Here is a 21126-nt window from a genome sequence, read left to right as displayed (position 1 = left end):
GCTCCGGAACGTCTTTTTTCAAAAGTCCGTCATCACTTTACAGCGCATTGTCGCCCATCGGCTTGGCCGGAGCAAGGATTGCTTTGGGCCGTGGCTGAACCAGAAAAAGGCCCGCAAACATCAGCGCAAGCGCCATCCAGATATAGGGTGAATAGCTTTCGTTCAGCACGATCAAAGACCAGATCACACCAAAACCCGTCACCAGATAACTGACCTGCACCGCAAAAACGGGACCGGCCTTGCCCACCAGCCAGACATAGCCGGCATAGACAAGCACATGGATCAGCGATGATCCGATCAGCGCCCATTCCGCGACACCGTAGGGGATAAACGGATTGATCCACTGCCCGCTGCCCAATGCCAGAGGAAGCGCGATCAGCGCGCCCACAACGGATGCACCAAACAACACTTCGATCGGGTCCAGCCCCGCGGTGCCCCACCGGGCGACGTAATTGCCTTCGAACGCGTAGCAGATGCTGCTTGCCACAGCGATCATAACCCACCAGATCGCGCTACGGTCCGGCAGCGACGCTTCGGGCAGGATCAGCACCATCACACCGGCAAGCCCGAACAGCAGCCCGCAAAAACGGCGGGTGTTGAACTGGTCCTGTCCAAGGGCAAGGGCCATGGGAAAGGCCAGCATCGGGATCAGGGACAACAGGATCGACATGACACCGGCGGGCAGATGCGCGATGGCCTGATAGCTGGCTGAATTTGGAATGACGGTCCCGATCAGCGCGATCACCAGATAGGTTTTGATTTGCGCCCGCCCCAACGGCAATGCGCGCCCGCGCAAACGTGACAGGCCCGCCATCAGCGTTGCCCCGATCACCAATTGCCAGAAAATAAGGCCAAAATGCTGGTGCCCCGTGCTGACCGCGAGTTTGGTCATCGGAATGGTTGCGCCCCATCCCACCCCAAGAAGAACCAGAATGGCGATGAAAAACAGGCGCATGTGCGTCGTCATGGGGCGGCCTGTTGCAACCGTCCGCCAATCCGGACCATCTGCACCTCGCGCGCAAGGCCGGTTTTATCGTCGCTGTCGACAAAAACCCCCGAAAGCGTTGCCTCGCCCGCGGCGGGGGTAAACCGTGCCTTGGGCATACCGGTGATAAAACGGCGCATCGGTTCGCCCTTGTCCATGCCGATCACCGAATTGTAATCGCCGCACATGCCCGCATCGGTCTGATAGGCTGTTCCGCCGTTCAGAATCTGGGCATCGGCCGTGGGCACATGGGTATGGGTGCCGACCACCAGGCTTGCGCGTCCATCGCAGTAATGCCCCATCGCCATCTTTTCAGAGCTCGCCTCGCAATGCATATCGACGATCACGGCGCTGGCCATACCGCCCAGAGGGTGCGATTTCAGTACTGGCTCGACAGCGGAAAACGGATCATCAAACGGGCGTTTCATGAACACCTGCCCCAGCACCTGCAGCACCAGAACCTTGCGCCCGCCCCGCGCGGTGAACAGGCGAAACCCCTTGCCCGGTGCGGATTTGGCAAAATTCAGCGGGCGCAGGATGCGCGGTTCGGTTTCGATGAACTGCAGCATGTCCTTTTGATCGAACGCATGATCGCCCAAAGTGATGCAATCGGCCCCCGCCGCCAACAGCACCCGCGCATGATCGGCACTTAGCCCCATGCCGTTGCTGGCATTTTCACCGTTCACCACGACGAAATCCAGCCGCCATTCATCCCGTATGCGGGGCAAATGCTCCCACACTGCCGCGCGCCCGGCGCGGCCCATTACGTCACCCAGAAACAAACATCTCATGTCGCCCGTCCTAGGGCGGGGGACAGACAAGAGCAATAGAAAGCTGCATCCTCTAACAGCGCTTAGGGCGTGATCACGCCGCGTTCCGTTACGATCAGGTCCAGCGGCTGATCGGTGGGTTCCAGCGGCAATGCATCAGTCTCTTGTGCGGCAAAGGCAAATCCGATGGCCAGCGTCGGGCGACTGGCGCGCAAGGCTTGCAAGGTGCGATCGTAAAACCCGCCGCCATAGCCCAACCGCCCGCCTTTGCGGTCAAAGGCAACCAGCGGCACGATCAGAATTTCGGGTTCGATAAAGTCATCTACGGCGGGCACATTGGCGCCAAAGGGGCCGTCGCGCAGGGCAATATCAGGTGTCCAGCGGCTGAATTTCAGGCGCTGGCCCGCCCCCATGATCACCGGTACGCACACCGGCCCGTGGGCTGCAGCCTCTTCCATGGCGGGGGTTGGATCGATTTCGGTGCGCATGGCCATGTATCCGGCCAGCGGCACCCCGCGATAACCTGCCAGAACCTGGCTTAAATGCCCGGCGGCACCGGGATATGCGGCGTTAAACGCCACTTGACGACGGGCAAAAGCGGCTTTGCGCGCCGCCGCCTTGATCACGGAAAGATCGGTCATAACAACACCATCGAAGCCATACCCAGAAAGGCCATAAAGCCGACCACATCCGTCACCGTTGTGACAAAGGTGCCCGAGGCAAGTGCCGGATCGATGCCGACACGTTCCATGACAACCGGTATCGCAATACCGGCCAGCCCCGCCACCAGCAGGTTGATGATCATGGCCAGCGCAATCACCATCCCCAAAGCGGGCGAACCGAACCAGATCAGACTGACAACCCCCATCATCACCGCAAACACCAATCCGTTGATCAGGCCCACCGCCGCCTCGCGCCGGATCACGCGCCAGATGTTGGAGCCGGTCAAATCGCGGGTGGCAATGGCGCGCACCGCAACCGTCAGCGATTGTGTGCCCGCATTGCCCCCCATCGACGCCACGATCGGCATCAGGATCGCCAGCGCCACAAGGCTTTGCAACGTGCCTTCGAACTGGGCAATCACGATCGATGCCAGAATGGCGGTGCCCAGATTGACAACAAGCCACGGCAGACGCTGGCGGGTGGTTTCGAAAATACTGTCAGACAACGAACTTTCGCCGACACCGGCCAGACGCAGAATGTCTTCTTCGTGTTCTTCATCCAGCACGGCCATCGCGTCATCAATGGTGATCACCCCGACAAGGCGGCCGTTTTCATCAATCACGGGGGCAGAAATCAGATGGTACTGGTTGAACGCATAGGCCACATCGCCCTCGTCCTGATCGACCGGAATGATCTGGAAAACGTCTTCCATGATGTCACGCAATTTGACTTTGCGGGCCGATCCCATCAGACGGCCCAGCGTGACATTGCCTACCGGATGCATGCGTGGATCAACCAATACAATATGGTAGAATTGTTCCGGCAGATGTTCAGAACTGCGAATGTAATCAATAGCTTCGCCAACAGTCCAATGTTCGGGCGCCATGACAACTTCGCGCTGCATCAAACGACCGGCAGAATATTCCGGATAAGACAGGGCCTGCTGCACCGCGACCCTGTCGGCATCGTCCAGCGCGCCCAGAATCGCTTCTTGCTGGGGCTCGTCCAGATCTTCGACCAGATCGACAACATCGTCGCTTTCCAGCTCGCGCACCGCGTCCGCCAGAATCTGCGGGTTAAGAACCGCAATAACTTCCTCGCGGATGCTTTCATCAAGCTCGGTCAGAATTTCGCCGTCGAACTCGCGGTCATAAAGCCGGATCAGGCGCGCCCGGTCATAGGAGTTGATCTGTTCCAGAAGGTCGGCGATGTCTGCGGCGTGCAGCGGCTCCATCAACCGGGTCAGCGTTTCGCGGTCGTCTATGTCCACCGCATAGAGAATCGCAGCAACATCCTTGCGCCCCAACGAATACGCGACTTCGTCGCGCTCGGCTTCCGGGTTTTCGATCTCGTCCGACATTCGCGCGCCCCGCAATTCTTTGTTTGACGGTGTGCCCGCACAATAGGATAAGGCGTGCTGGACTTACAATGGCACCCTTGCCACGTTGCGCAAATTCCCGTGAAGGCTGGCGTGGCACAGAAAGGCAGACGCAGATGACCACAACCGCACTTTTGCTGGGGCAAACCCTGAGCTTTGATGCCGATCCCTTTGCGGTCCCGGTTGCGCAAGCCGCGCGTATCAACACCGATGGCGGCGTTTTGCTGCGCGACGGGCAGATCGAGCAGGTCGGCGATGGTGAAACCCTGCGCGCACAAAACCCGCAGGTGCCGGTTAACGATTACGGTGACAAACTGATTTTGGCAGGATTTGTGGATGCGCATGTGCACTATCCCCAGACGGCCATGATCGCCAGTTGGGGCAAACGCCTGATCGACTGGCTGAACAGCTACACCTTTCCCGAAGAAATGCGGTTTGGGGATGCGGATTATGCCGCTGAGATTGCGGCACGCTATCTGGATATCACCACATCGCACGGCACCACGACAATGTGCAGTTTCGGCACGATCCATCCCACCAGCGTGGATGCGTTTTTTAAAGAGGCTTTGCGGCGCGGCCAGCGGGTGATTACGGGCAAGACCTGCATGGATCGCAACGCGCCGGACGGGCTGCGCGATACGCCACAATCAGCTTATGACGACAGCAAGGCATTGCTGGAAAAATGGTATGGGATGGGGCGTTTATCCTATGCGATCACGCCGCGGTTTTCGCCGACATCCACGCCCGAACAGATGGATGCGGTTGGTGCGCTGTGGGCCGAACATCCCGATTGCCTGATGCAAACCCACCTGAGCGAACAGGTGGATGAAATCGCCTGGGTGAAAGAGCTTTATCCGCAGGCCCGTGATTATCTGGACACCTATGAAGCCCACGGATTGCTGGGGGGCAAGGGACTTTACGGGCATGCGATCCATCTGGAACAGCGCGAAAAGGACCGCCTGCGCGAGGTAGGTGGCGCGCTGGTGCATTGTCCGACGTCAAACACGTTCATAGGATCGGGCCTGTTCGATATGGCAGGGTTGAAGGCGGGCGGCCAGCGTGTCGGGCTGGCCACGGACACCGGTGGCGGATCATCGTTTTCGATGTTGCGCACCATGGCGGCCGCCTATGAAATCGGCCAGTTGCGCGGCACACCGCTGCACGCAGGCCAACTGATATGGCTGGCCACCGCCGGATCAGCGGCGGCGCTGCATATGGATCATCAGATCGGCAACCTTGTCGCCGGGAACGAGGCGGATATCGTCGTACTTGATCTGCACGCCACACCCGCCATCGCCCAGCGCGCAGCCCGCGCCGACGACCTGTGGGAGGCGCTTTTCCCGACCATCATGATGGGCGATGACAGATCAATTGCCGATGTCTGGATCGGCGGCAAACGCGCACAGATCGCCTGACCGCGTCAACACCCCGGCGTGGCCAGAACCATCACCCAGATGTTGTCTGGCGCGCGAAACAGGCCGAATGCGGTTGCCTTGCGGTGCAGCATGTTTTTGCGATGCCCCTTGGATTTGGCCCAACTGTTCATTACCGCGCCCAGTGATGTCTGCCCCTTGGCGATGTTTTCGGCAGCAAAACAATAGCTGTACCCGCCCGCGCGCAGACGATCCCCCAGACCGGACCCGTTGCTGCCGGTGTGGGAAAAGAAGCCTTTGCTTTCCATATCCATGCCGTGCGCGCGTGCCACGCGTTCCAATTCCTGCGAATAGACCACCGGCGCGCGCCCGTTATCGGTGCGATACGTATTCAGTGCGTCCAGTGCCTGTGGGTTCGCAGCCCCCGACACGGCCCACAGCACGGTCATCACCGTGATAATCGCAAGCTTCATCCATCACTCCATCAATTGCATTGCCAGCCTGTTTTGTTTGGCGATCAGTGCGGGCAAATCAAGCGTCGCAATCTGCCCGTCCGTCACAACCGCGCGCCCGTCCACCAGCAAATGTTTGACGCGTGTCGGCCCCGCCAGCAAAAGCGCTGCCGGATCCCAACTTCCCGCGCTTTCAATGCCCGACACATCCCAGATGGCAATATCCGCACGCTTGCCTACGGTGATGCGCCCGCAGTCGGGTCGGCCCAGCACGTCGGCACCGCCGCGTGTTGCAATCTCCAGCGCCTCACGCGCGCTCATCGCGTCGGCCCCGTTGGCGACCCGCTGCAACAACATCGAAAGGCGCGCCTCGGACACCAGATTACCGGCATCGTTGCTGGCCGATCCGTCCACACCCAGACCCACCGGTACACCGGCATCGCGCATGGCGCGCACTGGCGCGATACCCGACCCAAGGCGGCAGTTGGAACAGGGGCAATGGGCCACGCCGGTGCGGGTACGCGCGAACAGATCAATCTCGGATGTGTCCAGCTTGACGCAATGCGCGTGCCAGACGTCATCCCCTGTCCAGCCCAGATCCTGTGCGTACTGGCCCGGGCGGCAGCCGAATTTCTCAAGGCTGTAGGCAATATCTTCGTCATTTTCGGCCAGATGTGTGTGCAGCATCACGCCCTTGTCCCGCGCCAGCAGCGCGGCATCACGCATCAATTCACGGCTGACGGAAAACGGGGAACAGGGGGCAATGCCGACGCGGCACATCGACCCTTCGGCGGGGTCGTGAAAGGCATCGATCACGCGGATGCAATCGTTCAGAATAGCAGCTTCGGCCTCGACCAGATCATCGGGGGGCAGACCACCCGCGCTGACCCCGATGCTCATCGCGCCGCGGGTCGGGTGAAACCGCAGCCCGACGCTGCGCGCGGCGTCTATCGTATCCTCAAGGCGGGCGCCGTTGGGATAAAGATACAGGTGATCGGAGCTGAGCGTGCAGCCGCTGAGCGCCAGTTCAGCCAGCCCGACCTGCGCCGACACGCGCATTTCATCGGGCCCGAACCGCGCCCAGATCGGATAGAGCGTTTGCAGCCAGCCGAACAACAGCGCATCCTGACCACCGGGAACTGCACGCGTCAGGGTCTGGTACAAATGGTGGTGCGTGTTGACCAAGCCAGGGGTCACGACACAGTATTCAGCGTTCACAACCGTGCCACTGCGCGGCAAGTTTGGTCCAATTTCGGTGATCACCCCGTTGCTGATCCGGATATCGCATCCGGCCAATTCGCGGCGCGTGTCGTCCATTGTCACAATGGACTGTGCATTGATGATGGTGATGTCGGTCATAAAAAAAATCCTTCACACTTCGTATGGCCCGCTTCGGTTTGAAGTGTGAAGCTGCATCAACAGAAGACGGGCGTAAGGACTTGATGCGGGCAAATGCTAGCCGATCGTTCCCGAACGCTCAACCCGGTCTAGAACGCCGACAGAATATCCAGTGCCTGCCGGTGAATTTCCGGATTTGCCGCAGCCAGAATGCGCCCGCCATGATGCGCCGGTTTGCCCTGCCAGTCTGTGACCGTGCCACCGGCGGCAAGAATAACACCGATCGGCCCCTGTACATCATAGGCGTTCAAACCCGCCTCGATCACCAGATCGATCTGGCCGGCGGCCAACAGGGCGTAGGCATAACAATCCATGCCATAGCGCACCAGATTGGCCTGTCTCGCCACAGCTTCGAACCCGTCGCGCTCGGGGCGGGAACCGACTTCGGGAAAGGTGGTGAACAGTGTCGCCTTGTTCAAAGGGCGAAAAGGGCGTGTGGAAATCGGGTGACGGCCGCCCGGACCATCGACAAAGGCCTGCCCCGCGCCACCGACAAACCGTTCGCGGATATAGGGCTGGTCGATCACACCCAAACGCGGGCCGTTGTCATCAGACACGGCGATCAGAACGCCCCATGTCGGCGTACCGCTGATGAAACCACGTGTGCCGTCAATCGGATCAAGCACCCAGGTCAGACCAGAGGTGCCCGCCGTCGCGCCGAATTCTTCGCCCAGAATGGCATCTTGCGGTCGCAGGCGGGCCAGAACGGCGCGCATCGCCTGTTCGCTTTCGCGATCGGCAATGGTGACAGGATCGAACCCTGCACTGTCTTTGTTGTCCGATTGCAGGTCATGACGCCGGAAATGCGGAAGGATCGCGGCGCGCGCGGCATCGGCCAGTTCCAGAGCCACGTCCAGCAATTCGCTATCACAATGCGTCATGCGCACGATCTGACACCGCCCCTGCATTATTGCAAGGGCGGATCATTTTGATTGATTGTACCGAAAGGCGGCGTGCTCAGGCCACGTCACTCAGAACACGTGCCAGTTCAAACAGGCGGCGGCGCTGGTTCTCGGGGATCGCGTAATACGACCGCACCAGATCCAGGGCTTCCTTGTCACCCATCAGGTCTGCGGGCATAGAACCCAGTCCCTCGACAGCGGCCGTATGTTCCGCATCCAGCCCTTCAAAAAAGAAACTGACCGGTACGTCCAGTGCATCGGCAATATCCCAAAGCCGCGACGCGCTGACGCGATTGGCCCCGGTTTCGTATTTCTGGATTTGCTGAAATTTGATCCCAACCTGTTCAGCAAGTTGTTGCTGTGTCATTCCCACCAACCACCGGCGATGGCGCACCCGTTTTCCGACGTGAACGTCTACTGGATGTGTCATTGATTTACTCCCTTTTCATTTACTCACTACTTCTTGACAAGCGATGGCCTCACGCGTGTGAGTTTCGTCGTCCCAACCACGAACACTTAATACAAACGGCGTCCCACCTACGCACATCATGGTTCTATTCTACGTTGTTTAAAATTCATATCAAGATGTTTGACACACGATATAGGAGAACGCATGGCGCAAACACTCAATCTGAGGCTGAATAATGGTGCGAATCAACTGGTTTAGCCATTGTTAACCACTGCAACTTTTTGCAGAAACGACCTGTTCAAACAGGGCAATCCGTCGCCAAATTCACCGAAAACCACTAAAAATCAAGGACTCAACCATGCGCGCCTACACGATCAACGCCATTGGAGATCGCCCGCAACTGACCGATATTGCGGTCCCTGAACCGGCGGCGGGACAGGTGCGTATCGACATAAAAGCCTGTGGGCTGAACTTTGCCGATCTGCTGATGCAAAGCGGTACGTATCAGGACACGCCCCCTGCCCCGTTCACTTTGGGCATGGAGGTTTCCGGCGTTGTTTCGGCGTTGGGGCCAGACACCAAAGGCGCACATATCGGCGACCGGGTGGCGGTTTTTGGCGGTCAGGGCGGGTTGGCCGAACACGGGTGTTACGATGTATCGCGCCTGTTGCCCCTGCCCGACACGATGGATTTTGAGACAGCGGCGGCGTTTCAGATCGCCTATGGCACCAGTCATGTTGCCCTCGGGTATCGCGCCCGTCTGCAACCGGGCGAAACCCTTCTGGTGCTGGGCGCGGCCGGCGGCGTTGGTCTGACTGCGGTTGAAATCGGAAAGCAGATGGGAGCCACCGTGATCGCCTGCGCGCGGGGCGCGGACAAGCTTGCCATTGCGCAGGCAGCCGGGGCGGATCACCTGATTGATACCAGCAGCGCCGATCTGCGCGCCGAGGTGAAGGCCCTTGGCGGTGCGGATGTGGTCTATGATCCTGTGGGCGGCGATCTGTTTGATGCCGCATTCCGCGCGTGCAAACCGGAAGCGCGCATTCTGACCATCGGGTTCGCCAGCGGCGGCGTTCCCAAAATTCCGGCCAATCACCTGCTGGTCAAAAACATATCGGTTCTGGGATTCTACTGGGGCGGCTACATGTCGTTCAAACCGCAGGTTATTATCGAGTCTCTGAACGAGTTGCTGGCGTGGCACAGCCAGGGCAGGATCAAACCGCATATCAGCCACACCCTGCCGCTGACGCAGGTGGCCGACGGGATGGAGCTTTTGCGCAAGCGAAAATCGACCGGCAAGGTCGTGATCACCATCTGATCCTGTACCGGCACCTGACTAGACTGCGCGCAGCTTTGCGTTTGGTTCGCTGTTTGCAAAGGCGCGGCGCAACAGGCCGGCCATCGCATTGATGACTTCGCCCTTGCGTTCATCCGCGCCGTAAAGGTTGATCTTTTGCACAGGCAGGTCCGGCAGCACGCCGCCATGGTCGATCTGCGTGAGGTGGCCGGGTTCGGTGCCTTCGATCACGGAATGCACGGCAAGATCGGCCGTCACTGTTGCTTCGATGGTGCGATCGGATTCCGTATCGACCGCCATTTCCCAGTTGATACCCGCCCCGTCCAGTGCCTCGATCACCCGCGGGCGGAATGTGCAGTACCGGCAGAACGCGATGCGCAACGGGCGCTGGCGCCATGCAGACCCGCCCGGCGCGCCGATCCAGCGCAAGGGGCGTTCGGCAATGGTTTCTGCCTCGGCCACTGCATCGTTTTCGGTGGTCAGGATCAGGTCAAGCTCACCCTTGGCGAATTCTTCTTTCAGGCTGCGGGTAAACGTGGTGACCAGTTGCACGCGCACACGCGGAAACGCGACATTGAACTGTTGCAGCACGCGGGGAATGGCCGGATAGACGATATCCTGCGGCACGCCGATTGTAATTGCGCCTTCGAACGCCTGATCGGTAAGGCGGGTGATCACCTCGTCATTCAGGGAAACCATGCGGCGTGCATAGGTCAGCAACTGTTCCCCCGATGCGGTCAGCGCCACGGTGCGCCCCGATCTGTCCAGCAGGTCCAGCCCCAGCATGTCTTCCAATCGCTTGAGCTGCATCGACACGGCAGATTGCGTCAGATGCAGGAACCCCGCAGCCCGCGTAACACCGCCAGTATCTGCCACAGCCACGAAAGACCGCAGAGTCGTTACATCCAGATTTCGCATCATCACAATCCTTGATCAATGTCGTCACAAACATTCGTTTTTAAAATGAAGCACGGCTTGCCATATAGATCAAGTAATTTGATGAAACCCCGATGAAATATTCCGAATGAATGAAAGGACAGTGGAAATGACCTTTTCACACGCTCTGCACCGCCCCACCGGATTTGCCCGCTCTTCCAGCGCGTCTGGCGCGACTTTCCTGCGCCGTATGTACGACACATGGCGGCAGCGTCAGGTTCTGCGCGATCTGGACATCGATGCCCTGAACGACATCGGCATCAGCCGCAAGCAGGCGCAGGCCGAAGCCCGTCGTCCGATCTGGGACGCGCCACAAAACTGGTGCGCCTGAATCATCTGCCATTTGGGCCCATGACGGGGGAAATCCCCCGTCATGCACCATTCTCGCAACGGTTGTGGGTCTTTTCTGACAATTTTGCGCAGGTTTGGCCCCGAAAACGCTTGAAAAGCCGGTGCAGACCCCCAATATCTGACAAGCAATGCGGTCGGAGTGTGTCCGGCACCGCTGATGTGTCTTACTTGGAGGTTCCAAATGGCTGAACTGAACACAATCCGGACAGCGGCCGGTTCCGTCGCCGCTGATATTGATGCGGGTCTACGCGCGCATATGAACAAGGTCTACGGCACGATGTCCGTAGGCATGCTGATCACCTTCGCTGCGGCATGGGCGATTTCCGGTCTGGCCGTCACCGCCGACCCAAGCGCCGCCGCCGCACAGATCGGCCCTGACAAATACCTGACATCGCTGGGCGCCGCCCTGTACCTGTCGCCGCTCAAATGGGTTGTGATGTTCGCTCCGCTGGCCTTTGTTTTTGGGCTTAGCGCAATGATCAACAAAATGTCCGCAGCGACTGCGCAAACCACGTTCTACGCGTTTGCTGCCGTTATGGGCGTTTCGATCAGCTCGATCTTTCTGGTATTCACCGGATATTCGATCGCGCAGATCTTTCTGATCACGTCGATCGCCTTTGCCGGCCTGTCGCTGTATGGCTACACCACAAAGAAAGACCTTTCCGGTTGGGGTACATTCCTGATCATGGGCGTGATCGGTCTGATCATCGCGTCGATCGTGAACCTGTTCCTGCAGTCGGGCCCGATGATGTATGCGATTTCCGCCATCGGTGTTCTGATCTTTGCCGGTCTTACGGCCTATGACACGCAGCGTATCAAAACCGAATATGTGGCCCACGCCGCACATGGCGATTCTGAATGGCTGGGCAAGGCCGCCATCATGGGCGCGCTGAGCCTGTATCTGAACTTTATCAACATGTTCATGATGCTGCTGCAGTTGTTCGGCAACCGCGAATAACGTCACCTGATATCCGACACGACAAGGGCCAGCCGAAACGCTGGCCCTTTTTCGTTCTGTAACACCACACATCCTGCGCCGGGCATTTGCGGCTTCCGGGTTTCGGTCGAAGTCCCTGACCTTGGGGACCAGTGTCAGAAACGTTTTTCGCCTCGGAAACGCCATTATTTCAAGGTTTCTTGAACCCAACGGCCATTCACCGGGAGATTGCCAATTGAAAGATCGAAACGACAAGTCAGAGGAGGCATTGCCAATACTCAAGCGAGGCTTCCTTGAAAAGTTCATCAATGACTTGAAGTCGCTTGCAATCGGCGTCTGCATCGGTGCTGTCTTGGGTTTGATTGCAAGCTATTTTCTGGGGATTTCGGCGCAATCCGGATTGAAGATCGGCGCTTTGACCGGCGCAATTGTCGCCCTTCTGAAAGGGGCCATTGCCCCCAAAATCAACTTTGATCAGCGCCCCCCTGACAAGGGTCCCGATTCCTGACCGGTCACCGGCTGTCATATTCGCAGAGGGCAGTTTTGCGAAGGGATGACAAAGGCGCAATCTTAACCTATTTCCCGAGCACTGGCCCAACTCTTGAATGAAGGAATGTGCTTTATGATTGCCTATGTCACCGTTGGCGCAGATGACTTGGCAAGTGCGGAACGCTTTTATTCTGCCTTCCTGCCCGCCCTCGGCTATAGCCTTGAAGAATACCAAGGAGATTTGAGTTACATTCCACCGGCACAACCGGGTCAAAAGCCGACTTCACCCGATTTCTATGTAAAAGCCCCCTTCAACGGTGCCCCTGCTTCATCCGGGAATGGGTCTATGGTGGCATTTGAAGTACCCGGCCAAGTCAAAGTGCGTGAGCTTCACGCCGCAGCACTTGCCGCTGGTGGAGTTGACGAAGGCCAGCCTGATTTCCGTGCTTCGTACGGCCCGCACTTTTACGTTGGCTATCTTCGCGACCCGCATGGAAACAAGATCGCACTGTTCTGCGATAATCCCGATGAACCCGGACGCGACGATTGATACCGGACATTGCTGACTTTGGTGCGGCTTGCGGCATCCGGCACAGTGGACTCTGACCCGTCATAAGCTGCCATTTGCGCAGAGGACGGGGGTGCTGGGCGAAGCAAAGACCGGTTTCGAATTCAACCACCGAAGATTTCGTTCCACCGCTTGAGAGACGATCCAGACCAAACGTCCTCAAACTTGTAAAATTCATCAAAGCTGGGAATGTCCGGGTGCAATGGAACCCAAGGCTGTTTGCTCGACGTGAAGATTTGAACATCCGGTGGACACCTAGACGGGTCGTCCAAAGTGCCGACACGGACATACGTCAACTTGCCCAGTCTGACCAAATAGCTGCTGAAGACAGCGGTTCCGCAGCTTGCACATCTGGTAATGACCTGCCCTTTGCCACTTGGCGTGGGGAGGGTGTGTTCGGTCGTAGCGCCCTCGCAGATCACGCGGTCAGCTTCGATGATCGCGTTCAATACATATGCTGCCCCGGTTTGCTTTTGGCATTCCTTGCAGTGACAGCAATGCACAATCATCGGATTGCTTGTCATTTTGTAGGCCACTTTCCCACAACCACAGCTTCCCGAATGCTCTTTATGTATCATTCGATTCATTCCACGAGATTGTAATGTTTGATTGATCTGGATTCGACCAGTTCAGCTTCCGCAGGATCTACATGGGCATTTTGGTAATCTTCGCCGACGAAAGCTTTGAGTGACGCGAGATCTTTCCACACCATCACGAAGCTGAATTCCCTTGGTGTGGCAGAATGCGGAGCACCTGGCAGCACCTGCACAATCCCGTCTGTTTGGCGCATCAAAGGAATGGCCGTGTTGTGAAAGAAAGAGCTGAACTCTTTTTCTTTACCAGGTTTCGTTACAACCTGAAAAATGCGCATGATCATGCCAAAGCCCCTTTTCCTTGGGCTCTTGCCGAATGACTGCCTCATAAACCAGTGTAGCACATCACAGGCAAAAAATCTGCAATCAGCCCATGGACTGCCATTTGCCGTGTGATACCGCCACGGCTGCGCGGCAGGCCAAGCTGACATTTCGGATGTTCCGTGTTAGGTTCCGGAAAACGGAGATTGCGGAATGACGGAACGCGTAACCGGTGGATGCAAATGCGGTTTGGTCCGCTACGAGGGCGTTCAAGCGGATGCGCCCATGTTCCGCTGCCATTGTCGTGATTGCCAGCAGCTGACAGGTTCGGGACATGCCGAGATGATGCAGCTTGATCTGGGTTCGTTTTCAGTCAGTGAAGAGTACAGAACCTATGAAATGCGTGGTGGTTCCGGTCAGTCGACTTATACCGGGTTCTGCCCCAGGTGCGGATCCCAGCTTACCCGGCGTAGTGAACGCGCAAGCGGCCGGATTTATGTCCATGCCTCTTCGCTGGATGATCCGGCAAGATACACTCCGGATAAATCGATTTATTCAGATGCGGCGCAATCCTGGGACAGAACGTCGATCATCAACGCGCAATAAGGGTGCGGCCCTGCTGACGGGGCTGTCGGGGCTGCCAAAACCGCACCAAACAATCGCAAGGCACAAACAAAAAGGCCACGCAGGATGTCTGCATGGCCTTGTCTACACTGTCCGGTTTCGGAAAGGCTTATTTGATTTTGCCTTCTTTGTATTCGACATGCTTGCGGACCACGGGGTCATATTTGCGCACAACCATCTTTTCAGTCATGGTGCGTGCGTTTTTCTTGGTCACATAAAAATGGCCTGTGCCCGCAGTCGAATTCAGGCGGATTTTGATTGTGGTTGGCTTCGCCATGATAACACTCCTGCGCCGGGGCATTGCCACCGGGTAAATTCGTATGAAGCCCGCGTTTTACGCAGGCGCGGGTCCGAGTCAACCCTGAAACGTGATGGGCTGCGCGCATAACCGCACAAACCCCTTAAAAAAACGCGCGGAGAGCCTGTAAGCCGGATTCTGTCCCCCGCGCGAACGCGGATGGATGACCATTCCTCTTGATGCCGTGTTGCCACGGCACCTCTAGCTGCCAACCCGACCCTTCCGGCTAAAGCGGCCTGCGGCGGTATCGGTTGCCCGACCAGCCCGCGCAAGGGTCCTATTTGGCATTGCTCCCGGTGGGGCTTGCCGTGCCACCCCTGTTGCCAGCGGTGCGGTGGGCTCTTACCCCACCGTTTCATCCTTACCTTTCCGGGGAAAGGCGGTTTCATTTCTGCGGCGCTGTCCGTCGGGTTGCCCCGCCCGGGTGTTACCCGGCACCGTTGCTTTAGGGAGTCCGGACTTTCCTCGGACGGGTTGCCCCGCCCGCGGCCATCCAGCCCTCCGCGCAGAACCGCACTTAGGCAGTGGCGGGCGTCCGGTCAATCCCCGGTCTGTGCATGGCGATCACGAAGTGCAGGCCGGTGTTTCGATCAGGGCCGTCGCCTGATCCGAAAAAACCGCCGCAAAATCCATACCATCGCGTGTCAGCGTCACAGTGGCACCGCTGATTTCCGCATCACTGACCGTAATTTCGCGTCCGCCGGTTGTGTCGTCCACGTCTATGGTGAACGCCACGGGCTGGTTCGCGATCATGTTCTTTAACCCGATGTTCAGGACGGTGTCGCCATCGCGCACCTCGGGCAGGGACGACACAAGGTCTTGTCCGGCGACCAGAACGAAAGGCTGGAACACGTCGACTCCGGCCCCTGCCGGGGTGACATCAAAAATCAACCCCGCAAGCGAACCGGACAAATCGACGGTCAGCCCAATGGGGCCGTTCAGGCAGTGATCTGTCGACATAAATGTGAATCTGTCGGTCGGCGCGCCTTCGTCAAAGCGCACGATCACGTCCGCAACCACCGGTGTGGCCAACAGCGCGCCTATGACTGCTCCTGATATAGTTTTCATCTCATACGTCCGGCTTGTGAGTTTCTGACTGACCGGAAAACTGGTGCGGCGCGGCGATAAATCAACCGCGTGTCAAGCGTTTCCAACTGACACAACACGCATGTCGTCTGAACACAGCGGCCCCGACGCGCCCGGACGAAAGCGCAAGCGGACGGTTTCAAGCAACAGATCATCGGCGATATCGGACGTATAGCCGATCCGCTGCGCTGCCTTGCGAAACTGTTCTGCATCCGGCGCGCTGGTCTGCATGCCCGCTTGTGCGGCCAGCCCCTGACGGGCCAGACGCTGCCAGTCGAATTTCGGGCCGGGGTCTGCCTTGCGGCCCGGGGCCATATCCGAATGACCGATAACGCCGGCTGCCGGAATGGCCCAGCGTTTCATAAGCACGGGCAGCAAGTGTTCAAGCGCGTCCATCTGCGCAGCGGCAAAGGGCGTTGCCCCGTCATTGTCCAGTTCGATCCCGAAGGAGCGCGAATTGACGTCCCCCCGCCCCTGCCATTCTCCGGCCCCGGCATGCCAGGCGCGCATGGATTCTTCGACCATCTGGGTGATGCTGCCATCCGCGCCGATCAGATAATGCGCCGAGACTTCGCAATCGGGGTTACACAGCCGGTCCAGCGCGGCCTGCGCGCTGTTCATCGCCGTATAATGCAGAACGATCAGGTCAGGCTGCAAACCGTCGCGGCGCGGCCCGAAATTGGGCGACGGGCGCCATATCGTGCCGGGCGCGCGGATCAGTTGCCAACCGCTGCACGAAACGGCGCTGGATCCCATCCACAGGCATAGCCATCGCCATCCGGGTCCAGCCCCTTGCGGTCGCGCTGCGGGCCGCCCGCATTCAGGAAATCGACCTGCGCCAGATCGGGCGAGGCGTATTTGGCGCAGTTGCGCTGGAATTTGGATTGCGACGCTCCGGCACGGTTATAGACGCGCGTGCCTTTGGGGTTCGAGGTTTGCAGCGCATAGGCCACCACATTGGGCTGGGTGCTGGCGCTGCGCGATGGCAGTTCGGTCGGCTGGATCACCTCGTATTGCGCGCGGTTCTGCGCCAGACGCTCGGCATCGCTTTCAATCGTCTGCTCGGCGCTGACGGCTGCAAAATCGTTTTCGCTGGAAATGCCCGGATTGCTCAGGATCGCGGGGGGCGGATTGGACGGGCTTGCCTCAAGCGGAGGCACACCGGAATTGGCCGATGTCGCGGCAAGGGCGGCGGTGGTTTCCGCGGCAATATCCGCATTGGGCGAGGTTTGCGCGCTGGCAAATGGGGTCGGCGCGATGGATTCTTCGGAAATTGCATAAGGCGATGGCAGGCCGGGGTTGGCCAGCGCCGCATCACGGGCGCGCTGTTCCTCGCGCGAGGCCGGGCCGCTATCGGGCACAGGAGGAGAGCACGCAGCCACTGTGGCTGCGACGATCACCGCAAGAATTGAACGCATTCCGACTGCCCCGCTGATACCCGTTTTCACCTGATTGACGCCCGATTTACCACCATTTCGAAGGTTTGGCCACAAAGCCTGCCGCCTGTTCCAGCGCATACGCGGAATTGAGCAGATCAGCCTCTTCCCAGGGGCGCCCGATCAGTTGCAGGCCCAGCGGCAACCCTTGGGCGTTCAGCCCCGTTGGCACCGCAATGCCCGGCAATCCGGCAAGGTTGACCGTCACGGTAAACACGTCGTTCAGATACATCTGGACCGGATCGGCATCCACCATTTCCCCCAGACCAAACGCCGCAGACGGGGTGGCCGGTGTCAGGATGCTGTCGATCCCGTCGGCAAACACGTTTTCAAAATCGCGCTTGATCAAGGCGCGGACGCGGCGGGCGCGGTTGTAATAGGCATCGTAAAACCCCGCCGACAGCACATAGGTGCCGATCATGACGCGGCGCTGCACCTCGGGGCCAAAGCCTTCGGCGCGGGTTTTTTCATACATTTCGGTGATGCCGTCGCCCTGTGCCAGCGTCGCGCGGTGGCCATAGCGCACCCCGTCATAGCGCGCCAGATTGCTGGACGCTTCGGCGGGCGCGATCACGTAATAGGCGGGCAAGGCGTATTTGGTGTGCGGCAGCGTGATATCGACGATCTCGGCCCCTGCATCGCGCATCATTGCGATGCCTTCGGCCCAGAGAGTTTCAATTTCTTCGGGCATTCCATCCATCCGGTATTCTTTCGGAATACCGATTTTCTTGCCCCTGATATCGCCCGTCAGCGCGGCTTCGAAATCCGGGACCGGCAGGTTGGCAGATGTGCTGTCTTTGGGGTCGTGGCCGCACATGGTGCCCAGCATGATGGCCGCATCGCGCACCGATTTGGTCATCGGGCCCGCCTGATCCAGCGAGGATGCAAAGGCCACAATCCCCCAGCGCGAACAGCGCCCGTAGGTCGGCTTGATACCGACCGTTCCGGTAAAGGCTGCCGGCTGGCGGATGGAACCGCCGGTGTCGGTGCCGGTGGCCGCCAGGCACAGATCGGCCGCGACAGCCGCCGCAGACCCGCCCGATGATCCGCCCGGTGTCAGCGCCGCGTCATCATTGCCGCGCCGCCACGGGCTGACCGCGTTGCCATAGGTGCTGGTTTCGTTCGACGATCCCATGGCGAATTCGTCCATGTTCAGCTTGCCCAGCATCACCGCGCCCGCATCGGCAAGGTTCTGGCTGACAGTGGATTCGTATTCCGGCAAAAAGCCCTGCAAGATCCGGCTGCCCGCCTGCGACGGTACGCCCTTGGTGCAGAACAGATCCTTGATCCCAACGGGCAGACCACACATGTCCGGTGCATCGCCTGTGGCCAGTCGCGCATCGGCGGCGCGGGCACGTTCAAGCGCCAGATCGGGCGTTTTGTGGACAAAGGCGTTCAGCGCGTCAGCGGCATCGATTGCATCAAGACAGCTTTGCGTCAGTTCGACCGACGTGACCTCTTTGGCGCGCAGCGCATCGCGCGCGGCCGCCAGACCCATTTTGTTCAGATCAGACATCATTCAACCACCTTGGGAACAGCAAAAAAGCCTTCGCGCGCATCCGGCGCATTGGACAGAACCGCGGATTGCTGGTTGCCGTCTGTCACCTTGTCCTCGCGCAGGGGGGCGTGCATGGGCGTGACCGACACCATCGGTTCTATCCCGTCGACATCAACCTCGTTCAGTTGCTCGATAAAGCCGAGGATGGTGTTGAATTCCGAAGCCAGTGCCGGCAACGCCTCGGGCTCGACTTTGATCCGGGCCAGTTTCGCCACGCGCGCGGCGGTGTTTTCGTCGATGGACATGGAACGCCCCTGTGTTGTGTCGGTTCAGCGCCGTTTACCGCCCTGTCCGGCGCGCTGCAAGCCAATCCGGCCTGTCCACGCGCCCCAATGGGCGAACAAGCGGCTTGCATCCCGATGGTATTCCATTTTTCATTGTTCTGTCAGGTTCGCACCAACCCCGCAGGAGGAAACGATGAAAATCACATGGCTTGGACACAGCAGCTTTCGAATGGAAATCGGCAACCAGATTCTGCTGATTGATCCGTGGATGACCGGAAACCCGATGTTTGAAGGCCATGACGCCGGTGCCGCAACCCAAGATGCCACCCATATCTTGCTGACGCATGGCCACGGCGATCACACCGGTGATTGTCTGGTCATCGCGCGCGAAAAGGGCATTCCGATTGCCGGGATTTACGATCTGATGAGCCATTGGGAAGCGTCAGAGGGGGTTGAGACCGTTGGCTTCAACAAAGGCGGCACCGTGCAACTGGGCGATGTGGCCGTAACGATGGTCAACGCGGTTCATTCTTCGTCAGTCGGCAGTGATGCAGGGCCGGTCTATGCCGGATCCGAAGCGGGCTATATGATTTCGGCAGAGGGCCACACGATCTATGTCACCGGCGATACGGATATCATGGCGGATATGGAATGGATGGCTGACATTCACGCCCCCGATATCGGCATCTTGTGTGCCGGAGGGCATTTTACGATGGATATGAAACGGGCCGCCTATGCGGCCAAACGGTATTTCAACTTTAAAACCGTCATCCCCTGCCACTATCGGACCTTTCCCTTGCTGGAACAGTCCGCGCAGGTCCTGATCGACGGCTTGCCTGACGTCGACGTGATCAAGCCGCAGGTGATGCAACCCATCGCGCTGTAAGAAAAAGCAAACGGATCCAACCGGCACAGGTATCTGGTTTCAGGTGCGCCGGCCCACAAACGGACGGCGCGGTGTATCACCCCAGGAAAAGGTGATACACCAGTGCGCAGACGACCAGTGCAATTACAGTTGCTTCGGCAATTTCGCCAAAACGCTCTCGCGTGGTCATGGTATGCTTCTTGCGGATTGCAAAGGGATCATACTCTCCGTCTCGATGCAGTTCATTCATTTGAAAATCCAACTCACTCGTTACTAACATCCCCAGTATTGAATAGGTTCTTGGTCGGAATAAGACTGTTTCTGGGTTTTTTCGAAGGGCAGGTACATCTTGGTAAAGTTCTTTTTAATCATTTAATATCAAATATTTATAGCAAAATTGTCCAACCTTAGTGTAAAAACGTACACCTTTAAGTCTACTAATTGACACTTTTCACCCACCCTTTATAAATAACCCATGCTCGTTGGATATTTTGTTTACCAGTTCCCCGCGTGTTGTTTGTGTCTGTAACCCGTTCTTGTTTTGAAAGCCTTCGAGTATGACTTTGTTAGCCGCGTACGTCGCCATTTGTCGCAAAGCCTTGTCCAAGCCAGCGTCATTTGCGACGTACGCCGACATTGACCTGTCGGTGCCCTATCGCCCAACACCTTTCATTGATGTTCCGGCTGTGCTGATCGCTACTGCGGCGTTTTCGATCGTTGTGATCGCGTGTTCCAAAAGCGTGGAATTCCTGATCTAGGGCTGGTGCCCGCTAATCACCCGTTCCGCTTCCTTGCGAAAAACTCTTTCAGCAATTGTTCCGATTCCGGTGCAGCGATGCCGTCGTAAACATCGGGCACGTGGTGGCATTGCACATGCGAAAACACCCGCGCACCATGCGCCAAACCCCCAGATTTTGGATCAGCGGCGCCGTAATACAGACGCGCGATGCGGGCGACGCTGATGGCGGCCGCGCACATGGCGCAGGGTTCCAGCGTGACATACAGATCATGCCCGACCAGCCGTTCAGAGGCCGCCGCCTTGCACGCCGCACGCAGCACCAGAATTTCGGCATGCGCCGTCGGATCGTTCAGTTCGCGTGTTCGGTTGCCTGCGCTGGCAACAACCTGCCCGTGCGGATCGACAATCACCGCGCCCACCGGCACTTCGCCCCGCGCTGCGGCCGCACGTGCTTCCTTCAGGGCCAGCGCCATATGTGATTTGAACACCATTCCCCTGTCTGGCCCGCAATGGGCGCTTTCGCAAGTGGGGCAG

Annotated in this window: 28 protein-coding genes and 1 other RNA gene; 9 read left to right on the top strand and 20 right to left on the bottom strand. The window is 58.5% G+C overall.

Going from position 1 to position 21126, the window contains the following annotated elements; all coding sequences use genetic code 11:
* Window positions 1–37 precede the first annotated feature (37 nt).
* From C1J05_RS04890 to mgtE, 4 genes are all read right to left on the bottom strand, one after another.
* On the bottom strand, window positions 38–967 hold the full coding sequence (locus tag C1J05_RS04890) for a DMT family transporter (protein WP_254684704.1): 930 nt from the start codon (window positions 965–967) through the stop codon (window positions 38–40).
* The gene (locus C1J05_RS04885; RefSeq protein ID WP_114869270.1) at window positions 964–1776 is read right to left on the bottom strand and encodes a TIGR00282 family metallophosphoesterase; all 813 of its coding nucleotides are present in this window, start codon (window positions 1774–1776) and stop codon (window positions 964–966) included. Before C1J05_RS04885 ends, C1J05_RS04890 begins: the two co-directional genes overlap by 4 nt.
* Before the next feature lie 62 nt (window positions 1777–1838).
* Complete coding sequence (locus C1J05_RS04880) at window positions 1839–2396, bottom strand: 5-formyltetrahydrofolate cyclo-ligase (protein WP_114869269.1); 558 nt, start codon at window positions 2394–2396, stop codon at window positions 1839–1841.
* Window positions 2393–3778: a magnesium transporter gene (gene mgtE / locus C1J05_RS04875; RefSeq protein WP_114869268.1), complete on the bottom strand. Its 1386-nt coding sequence runs from the start codon at window positions 3776–3778 to the stop codon at window positions 2393–2395. The genes C1J05_RS04880 and mgtE overlap by 4 nt, the downstream gene beginning before the upstream one ends.
* A gap of 134 nt (window positions 3779–3912) precedes the next feature.
* Between mgtE and guaD the strand changes: the two genes are divergently transcribed.
* A complete protein-coding gene (gene guaD, locus C1J05_RS04870) occupies window positions 3913–5211 on the top strand; it encodes a guanine deaminase (protein ID WP_114869267.1) in 1299 nt (432 codons plus the stop codon).
* Window positions 5212–5216: 5 nt separating this feature from the next.
* Here guaD and C1J05_RS04865 read toward each other — a convergent pair whose 3' ends face one another.
* The 4 genes from C1J05_RS04865 to C1J05_RS04850 form a co-directional block, all read right to left on the bottom strand.
* A complete protein-coding gene (locus tag C1J05_RS04865; protein ID WP_114869266.1) occupies window positions 5217–5642 on the bottom strand; it encodes a CAP domain-containing protein in 426 nt (141 codons plus the stop codon).
* Between the two features lie 3 nt (window positions 5643–5645).
* Window positions 5646–6980 carry an 8-oxoguanine deaminase gene (locus tag C1J05_RS04860; protein WP_114869265.1) on the bottom strand — a complete coding sequence of 445 codons (1335 nt, stop codon included), beginning with the start codon at window positions 6978–6980 and terminating at the stop codon, window positions 5646–5648.
* A gap of 128 nt (window positions 6981–7108) precedes the next feature.
* Window positions 7109–7900, bottom strand: a complete 792-nt coding sequence (hisN, locus tag C1J05_RS04855; RefSeq protein WP_114872119.1) for a histidinol-phosphatase — start codon at window positions 7898–7900, stop codon at window positions 7109–7111.
* Between the two features lie 76 nt (window positions 7901–7976).
* The gene (locus C1J05_RS04850) at window positions 7977–8351 is read right to left on the bottom strand and encodes a helix-turn-helix domain-containing protein (RefSeq protein WP_114869264.1); all 375 of its coding nucleotides are present in this window, start codon (window positions 8349–8351) and stop codon (window positions 7977–7979) included.
* Between the two features lie 337 nt (window positions 8352–8688).
* On the opposite strand from C1J05_RS04850, the gene C1J05_RS04845 reads away from it, so the two are divergent.
* The gene (locus C1J05_RS04845) at window positions 8689–9648 is read left to right on the top strand and encodes an NADPH:quinone oxidoreductase family protein (RefSeq protein ID WP_114869263.1); all 960 of its coding nucleotides are present in this window, start codon (window positions 8689–8691) and stop codon (window positions 9646–9648) included.
* Window positions 9649–9666: 18 nt separating this feature from the next.
* Here C1J05_RS04845 and C1J05_RS04840 read toward each other — a convergent pair whose 3' ends face one another.
* A complete protein-coding gene (locus C1J05_RS04840) occupies window positions 9667–10545 on the bottom strand; it encodes a LysR family transcriptional regulator (RefSeq protein WP_114872118.1) in 879 nt (292 codons plus the stop codon).
* Between the two features lie 127 nt (window positions 10546–10672).
* On the opposite strand from C1J05_RS04840, the gene C1J05_RS21310 reads away from it, so the two are divergent.
* The 4 genes from C1J05_RS21310 (at window position 10673) to C1J05_RS04820 (ending at window position 12890) form a co-directional block, all read left to right on the top strand.
* Entirely contained in the window at window positions 10673–10894 is a 222-nt protein-coding gene (locus C1J05_RS21310; protein WP_162797920.1) for a DUF1127 domain-containing protein, read from the top strand.
* Window positions 10895–11095: 201 nt separating this feature from the next.
* On the top strand, window positions 11096–11872 hold the full coding sequence (locus C1J05_RS04830) for a Bax inhibitor-1/YccA family protein (RefSeq protein ID WP_114869262.1): 777 nt from the start codon (window positions 11096–11098) through the stop codon (window positions 11870–11872).
* Between the two features lie 121 nt (window positions 11873–11993).
* A complete protein-coding gene (locus C1J05_RS21305) occupies window positions 11994–12359 on the top strand; it encodes a hypothetical protein (RefSeq protein WP_162797919.1) in 366 nt (121 codons plus the stop codon).
* A gap of 114 nt (window positions 12360–12473) precedes the next feature.
* On the top strand, window positions 12474–12890 hold the full coding sequence (locus C1J05_RS04820; protein WP_114872116.1) for a VOC family protein: 417 nt from the start codon (window positions 12474–12476) through the stop codon (window positions 12888–12890).
* Window positions 12891–13012: 122 nt separating this feature from the next.
* Here C1J05_RS04820 and C1J05_RS04815 read toward each other — a convergent pair whose 3' ends face one another.
* A complete protein-coding gene (locus tag C1J05_RS04815; RefSeq protein WP_205389070.1) occupies window positions 13013–13486 on the bottom strand; it encodes a GFA family protein in 474 nt (157 codons plus the stop codon).
* 5 nt (window positions 13487–13491) lie between these two features.
* On the bottom strand, window positions 13492–13785 hold the full coding sequence (locus C1J05_RS04810) for an antibiotic biosynthesis monooxygenase family protein (protein ID WP_114869259.1): 294 nt from the start codon (window positions 13783–13785) through the stop codon (window positions 13492–13494).
* Between the two features lie 190 nt (window positions 13786–13975).
* On the opposite strand from C1J05_RS04810, the gene C1J05_RS04805 reads away from it, so the two are divergent.
* Window positions 13976–14368: a GFA family protein gene (locus C1J05_RS04805; RefSeq protein WP_114869258.1), complete on the top strand. Its 393-nt coding sequence runs from the start codon at window positions 13976–13978 to the stop codon at window positions 14366–14368.
* Window positions 14369–14495: 127 nt separating this feature from the next.
* Here the strand turns inward: C1J05_RS04805 and rpmG are convergent, their stop codons facing one another.
* The 7 genes from rpmG to gatC form a co-directional block, all read right to left on the bottom strand.
* On the bottom strand, window positions 14496–14663 hold the full coding sequence (gene rpmG / locus C1J05_RS04800; RefSeq protein ID WP_007814563.1) for a 50S ribosomal protein L33: 168 nt from the start codon (window positions 14661–14663) through the stop codon (window positions 14496–14498).
* 132 nt (window positions 14664–14795) lie between these two features.
* An RNA gene (gene rnpB, locus C1J05_RS04795) (RNase P RNA component class A) lies at window positions 14796–15189 on the bottom strand.
* A gap of 59 nt (window positions 15190–15248) precedes the next feature.
* The gene (locus tag C1J05_RS04790; protein ID WP_114869257.1) at window positions 15249–15752 is read right to left on the bottom strand and encodes an aggregation factor core; all 504 of its coding nucleotides are present in this window, start codon (window positions 15750–15752) and stop codon (window positions 15249–15251) included.
* A 72-nt stretch (window positions 15753–15824) separates the two neighbouring features.
* On the bottom strand, window positions 15825–16526 hold the full coding sequence (locus C1J05_RS04785) for an N-acetylmuramoyl-L-alanine amidase (protein ID WP_114869256.1): 702 nt from the start codon (window positions 16524–16526) through the stop codon (window positions 15825–15827).
* Window positions 16487–17188 carry a hypothetical protein gene (locus tag C1J05_RS04780; protein ID WP_114869255.1) on the bottom strand — a complete coding sequence of 234 codons (702 nt, stop codon included), beginning with the start codon at window positions 17186–17188 and terminating at the stop codon, window positions 16487–16489. The genes C1J05_RS04785 and C1J05_RS04780 overlap by 40 nt, the downstream gene beginning before the upstream one ends.
* 46 nt (window positions 17189–17234) lie before the next feature.
* Entirely contained in the window at window positions 17235–18722 is a 1488-nt protein-coding gene (gene gatA, locus C1J05_RS04775) for an Asp-tRNA(Asn)/Glu-tRNA(Gln) amidotransferase subunit GatA (protein ID WP_114872115.1), read from the bottom strand.
* On the bottom strand, window positions 18722–19009 hold the full coding sequence (gene gatC, locus C1J05_RS04770) for an Asp-tRNA(Asn)/Glu-tRNA(Gln) amidotransferase subunit GatC (RefSeq protein WP_114869254.1): 288 nt from the start codon (window positions 19007–19009) through the stop codon (window positions 18722–18724). Before gatC ends, gatA begins: the two co-directional genes overlap by 1 nt.
* A 172-nt stretch (window positions 19010–19181) precedes the next feature.
* Between gatC and C1J05_RS04765 the strand changes: the two genes are divergently transcribed.
* Complete coding sequence (locus tag C1J05_RS04765; RefSeq protein ID WP_114872114.1) at window positions 19182–19874, top strand: metal-dependent hydrolase; 693 nt, start codon at window positions 19182–19184, stop codon at window positions 19872–19874.
* A 76-nt stretch (window positions 19875–19950) separates the two neighbouring features.
* On the opposite strand, the gene C1J05_RS21300 is transcribed toward C1J05_RS04765, so the two are convergent.
* The gene (locus tag C1J05_RS21300; RefSeq protein ID WP_162797918.1) at window positions 19951–20103 is read right to left on the bottom strand and encodes a hypothetical protein; all 153 of its coding nucleotides are present in this window, start codon (window positions 20101–20103) and stop codon (window positions 19951–19953) included.
* Between the two features lie 307 nt (window positions 20104–20410).
* On the opposite strand from C1J05_RS21300, the gene C1J05_RS21295 reads away from it, so the two are divergent.
* Window positions 20411–20611: a hypothetical protein gene (locus C1J05_RS21295; protein WP_205389068.1), complete on the top strand. Its 201-nt coding sequence runs from the start codon at window positions 20411–20413 to the stop codon at window positions 20609–20611.
* A gap of 16 nt (window positions 20612–20627) precedes the next feature.
* On the opposite strand, the gene C1J05_RS04760 is transcribed toward C1J05_RS21295, so the two are convergent.
* Window positions 20628–21083 carry a nucleoside deaminase gene (locus tag C1J05_RS04760; RefSeq protein ID WP_114869253.1) on the bottom strand — a complete coding sequence of 152 codons (456 nt, stop codon included), beginning with the start codon at window positions 21081–21083 and terminating at the stop codon, window positions 20628–20630.
* Between the last annotated feature and the right edge of the window lie 43 nt (window positions 21084–21126).

The sequence above is a fragment of the Sulfitobacter sp. JL08 genome, assembly GCF_003352045.1.
Lineage (GTDB): Bacteria > Pseudomonadota > Alphaproteobacteria > Rhodobacterales > Rhodobacteraceae > JL08.
Note: the sequence above shows the minus strand (reverse complement) of the source record. Positions and strands in the feature narration are given on the sequence as shown.

Excerpts from the sequence above, each read along its gene's own strand:
- C1J05_RS04890 (WP_254684704.1), bottom strand. The coding sequence starts at position 967 with ATGACGACGCACATGCGCCTGTTTTTCATCGCCATTCTGGTTCTTCTT.
- C1J05_RS04885 (WP_114869270.1), bottom strand. The coding sequence starts at position 1,776 with ATGAGATGTTTGTTTCTGGGTGACGTAATGGGCCGCGCCGGGCGCGCG.
- C1J05_RS04880 (WP_114869269.1), bottom strand. The coding sequence starts at position 2,396 with ATGACCGATCTTTCCGTGATCAAGGCGGCGGCGCGCAAAGCCGCTTTT.
- mgtE (WP_114869268.1), bottom strand. The coding sequence starts at position 3,778 with ATGTCGGACGAGATCGAAAACCCGGAAGCCGAGCGCGACGAAGTCGCG.
- guaD (WP_114869267.1), top strand. The coding sequence starts at position 3,913 with ATGACCACAACCGCACTTTTGCTGGGGCAAACCCTGAGCTTTGATGCC.
- C1J05_RS04865 (WP_114869266.1), bottom strand. The coding sequence starts at position 5,642 with ATGAAGCTTGCGATTATCACGGTGATGACCGTGCTGTGGGCCGTGTCG.
- C1J05_RS04860 (WP_114869265.1), bottom strand. The coding sequence starts at position 6,980 with ATGACCGACATCACCATCATCAATGCACAGTCCATTGTGACAATGGAC.
- hisN (WP_114872119.1), bottom strand. The coding sequence starts at position 7,900 with ATGACGCATTGTGATAGCGAATTGCTGGACGTGGCTCTGGAACTGGCC.
- C1J05_RS04850 (WP_114869264.1), bottom strand. The coding sequence starts at position 8,351 with ATGACACATCCAGTAGACGTTCACGTCGGAAAACGGGTGCGCCATCGC.
- C1J05_RS04845 (WP_114869263.1), top strand. The coding sequence starts at position 8,689 with ATGCGCGCCTACACGATCAACGCCATTGGAGATCGCCCGCAACTGACC.
- C1J05_RS04840 (WP_114872118.1), bottom strand. The coding sequence starts at position 10,545 with ATGCGAAATCTGGATGTAACGACTCTGCGGTCTTTCGTGGCTGTGGCA.
- C1J05_RS21310 (WP_162797920.1), top strand. The coding sequence starts at position 10,673 with ATGACCTTTTCACACGCTCTGCACCGCCCCACCGGATTTGCCCGCTCT.
- C1J05_RS04830 (WP_114869262.1), top strand. The coding sequence starts at position 11,096 with ATGGCTGAACTGAACACAATCCGGACAGCGGCCGGTTCCGTCGCCGCT.
- C1J05_RS04820 (WP_114872116.1), top strand. The coding sequence starts at position 12,474 with ATGATTGCCTATGTCACCGTTGGCGCAGATGACTTGGCAAGTGCGGAA.
- C1J05_RS04815 (WP_205389070.1), bottom strand. The coding sequence starts at position 13,486 with ATGATACATAAAGAGCATTCGGGAAGCTGTGGTTGTGGGAAAGTGGCC.
- C1J05_RS04810 (WP_114869259.1), bottom strand. The coding sequence starts at position 13,785 with ATGATCATGCGCATTTTTCAGGTTGTAACGAAACCTGGTAAAGAAAAA.
- C1J05_RS04805 (WP_114869258.1), top strand. The coding sequence starts at position 13,976 with ATGACGGAACGCGTAACCGGTGGATGCAAATGCGGTTTGGTCCGCTAC.
- rpmG (WP_007814563.1), bottom strand. The coding sequence starts at position 14,663 with ATGGCGAAGCCAACCACAATCAAAATCCGCCTGAATTCGACTGCGGGC.
- C1J05_RS04790 (WP_114869257.1), bottom strand. The coding sequence starts at position 15,752 with ATGAAAACTATATCAGGAGCAGTCATAGGCGCGCTGTTGGCCACACCG.
- C1J05_RS04785 (WP_114869256.1), bottom strand. The coding sequence starts at position 16,526 with ATGGGATCCAGCGCCGTTTCGTGCAGCGGTTGGCAACTGATCCGCGCG.
- C1J05_RS04780 (WP_114869255.1), bottom strand. The coding sequence starts at position 17,188 with ATGCGTTCAATTCTTGCGGTGATCGTCGCAGCCACAGTGGCTGCGTGC.
- gatA (WP_114872115.1), bottom strand. The coding sequence starts at position 18,722 with ATGTCTGATCTGAACAAAATGGGTCTGGCGGCCGCGCGCGATGCGCTG.
- gatC (WP_114869254.1), bottom strand. The coding sequence starts at position 19,009 with ATGTCCATCGACGAAAACACCGCCGCGCGCGTGGCGAAACTGGCCCGG.
- C1J05_RS04765 (WP_114872114.1), top strand. The coding sequence starts at position 19,182 with ATGAAAATCACATGGCTTGGACACAGCAGCTTTCGAATGGAAATCGGC.
- C1J05_RS21300 (WP_162797918.1), bottom strand. The coding sequence starts at position 20,103 with ATGAATGAACTGCATCGAGACGGAGAGTATGATCCCTTTGCAATCCGC.
- C1J05_RS21295 (WP_205389068.1), top strand. The coding sequence starts at position 20,411 with ATGACTTTGTTAGCCGCGTACGTCGCCATTTGTCGCAAAGCCTTGTCC.
- C1J05_RS04760 (WP_114869253.1), bottom strand. The coding sequence starts at position 21,083 with ATGGTGTTCAAATCACATATGGCGCTGGCCCTGAAGGAAGCACGTGCG.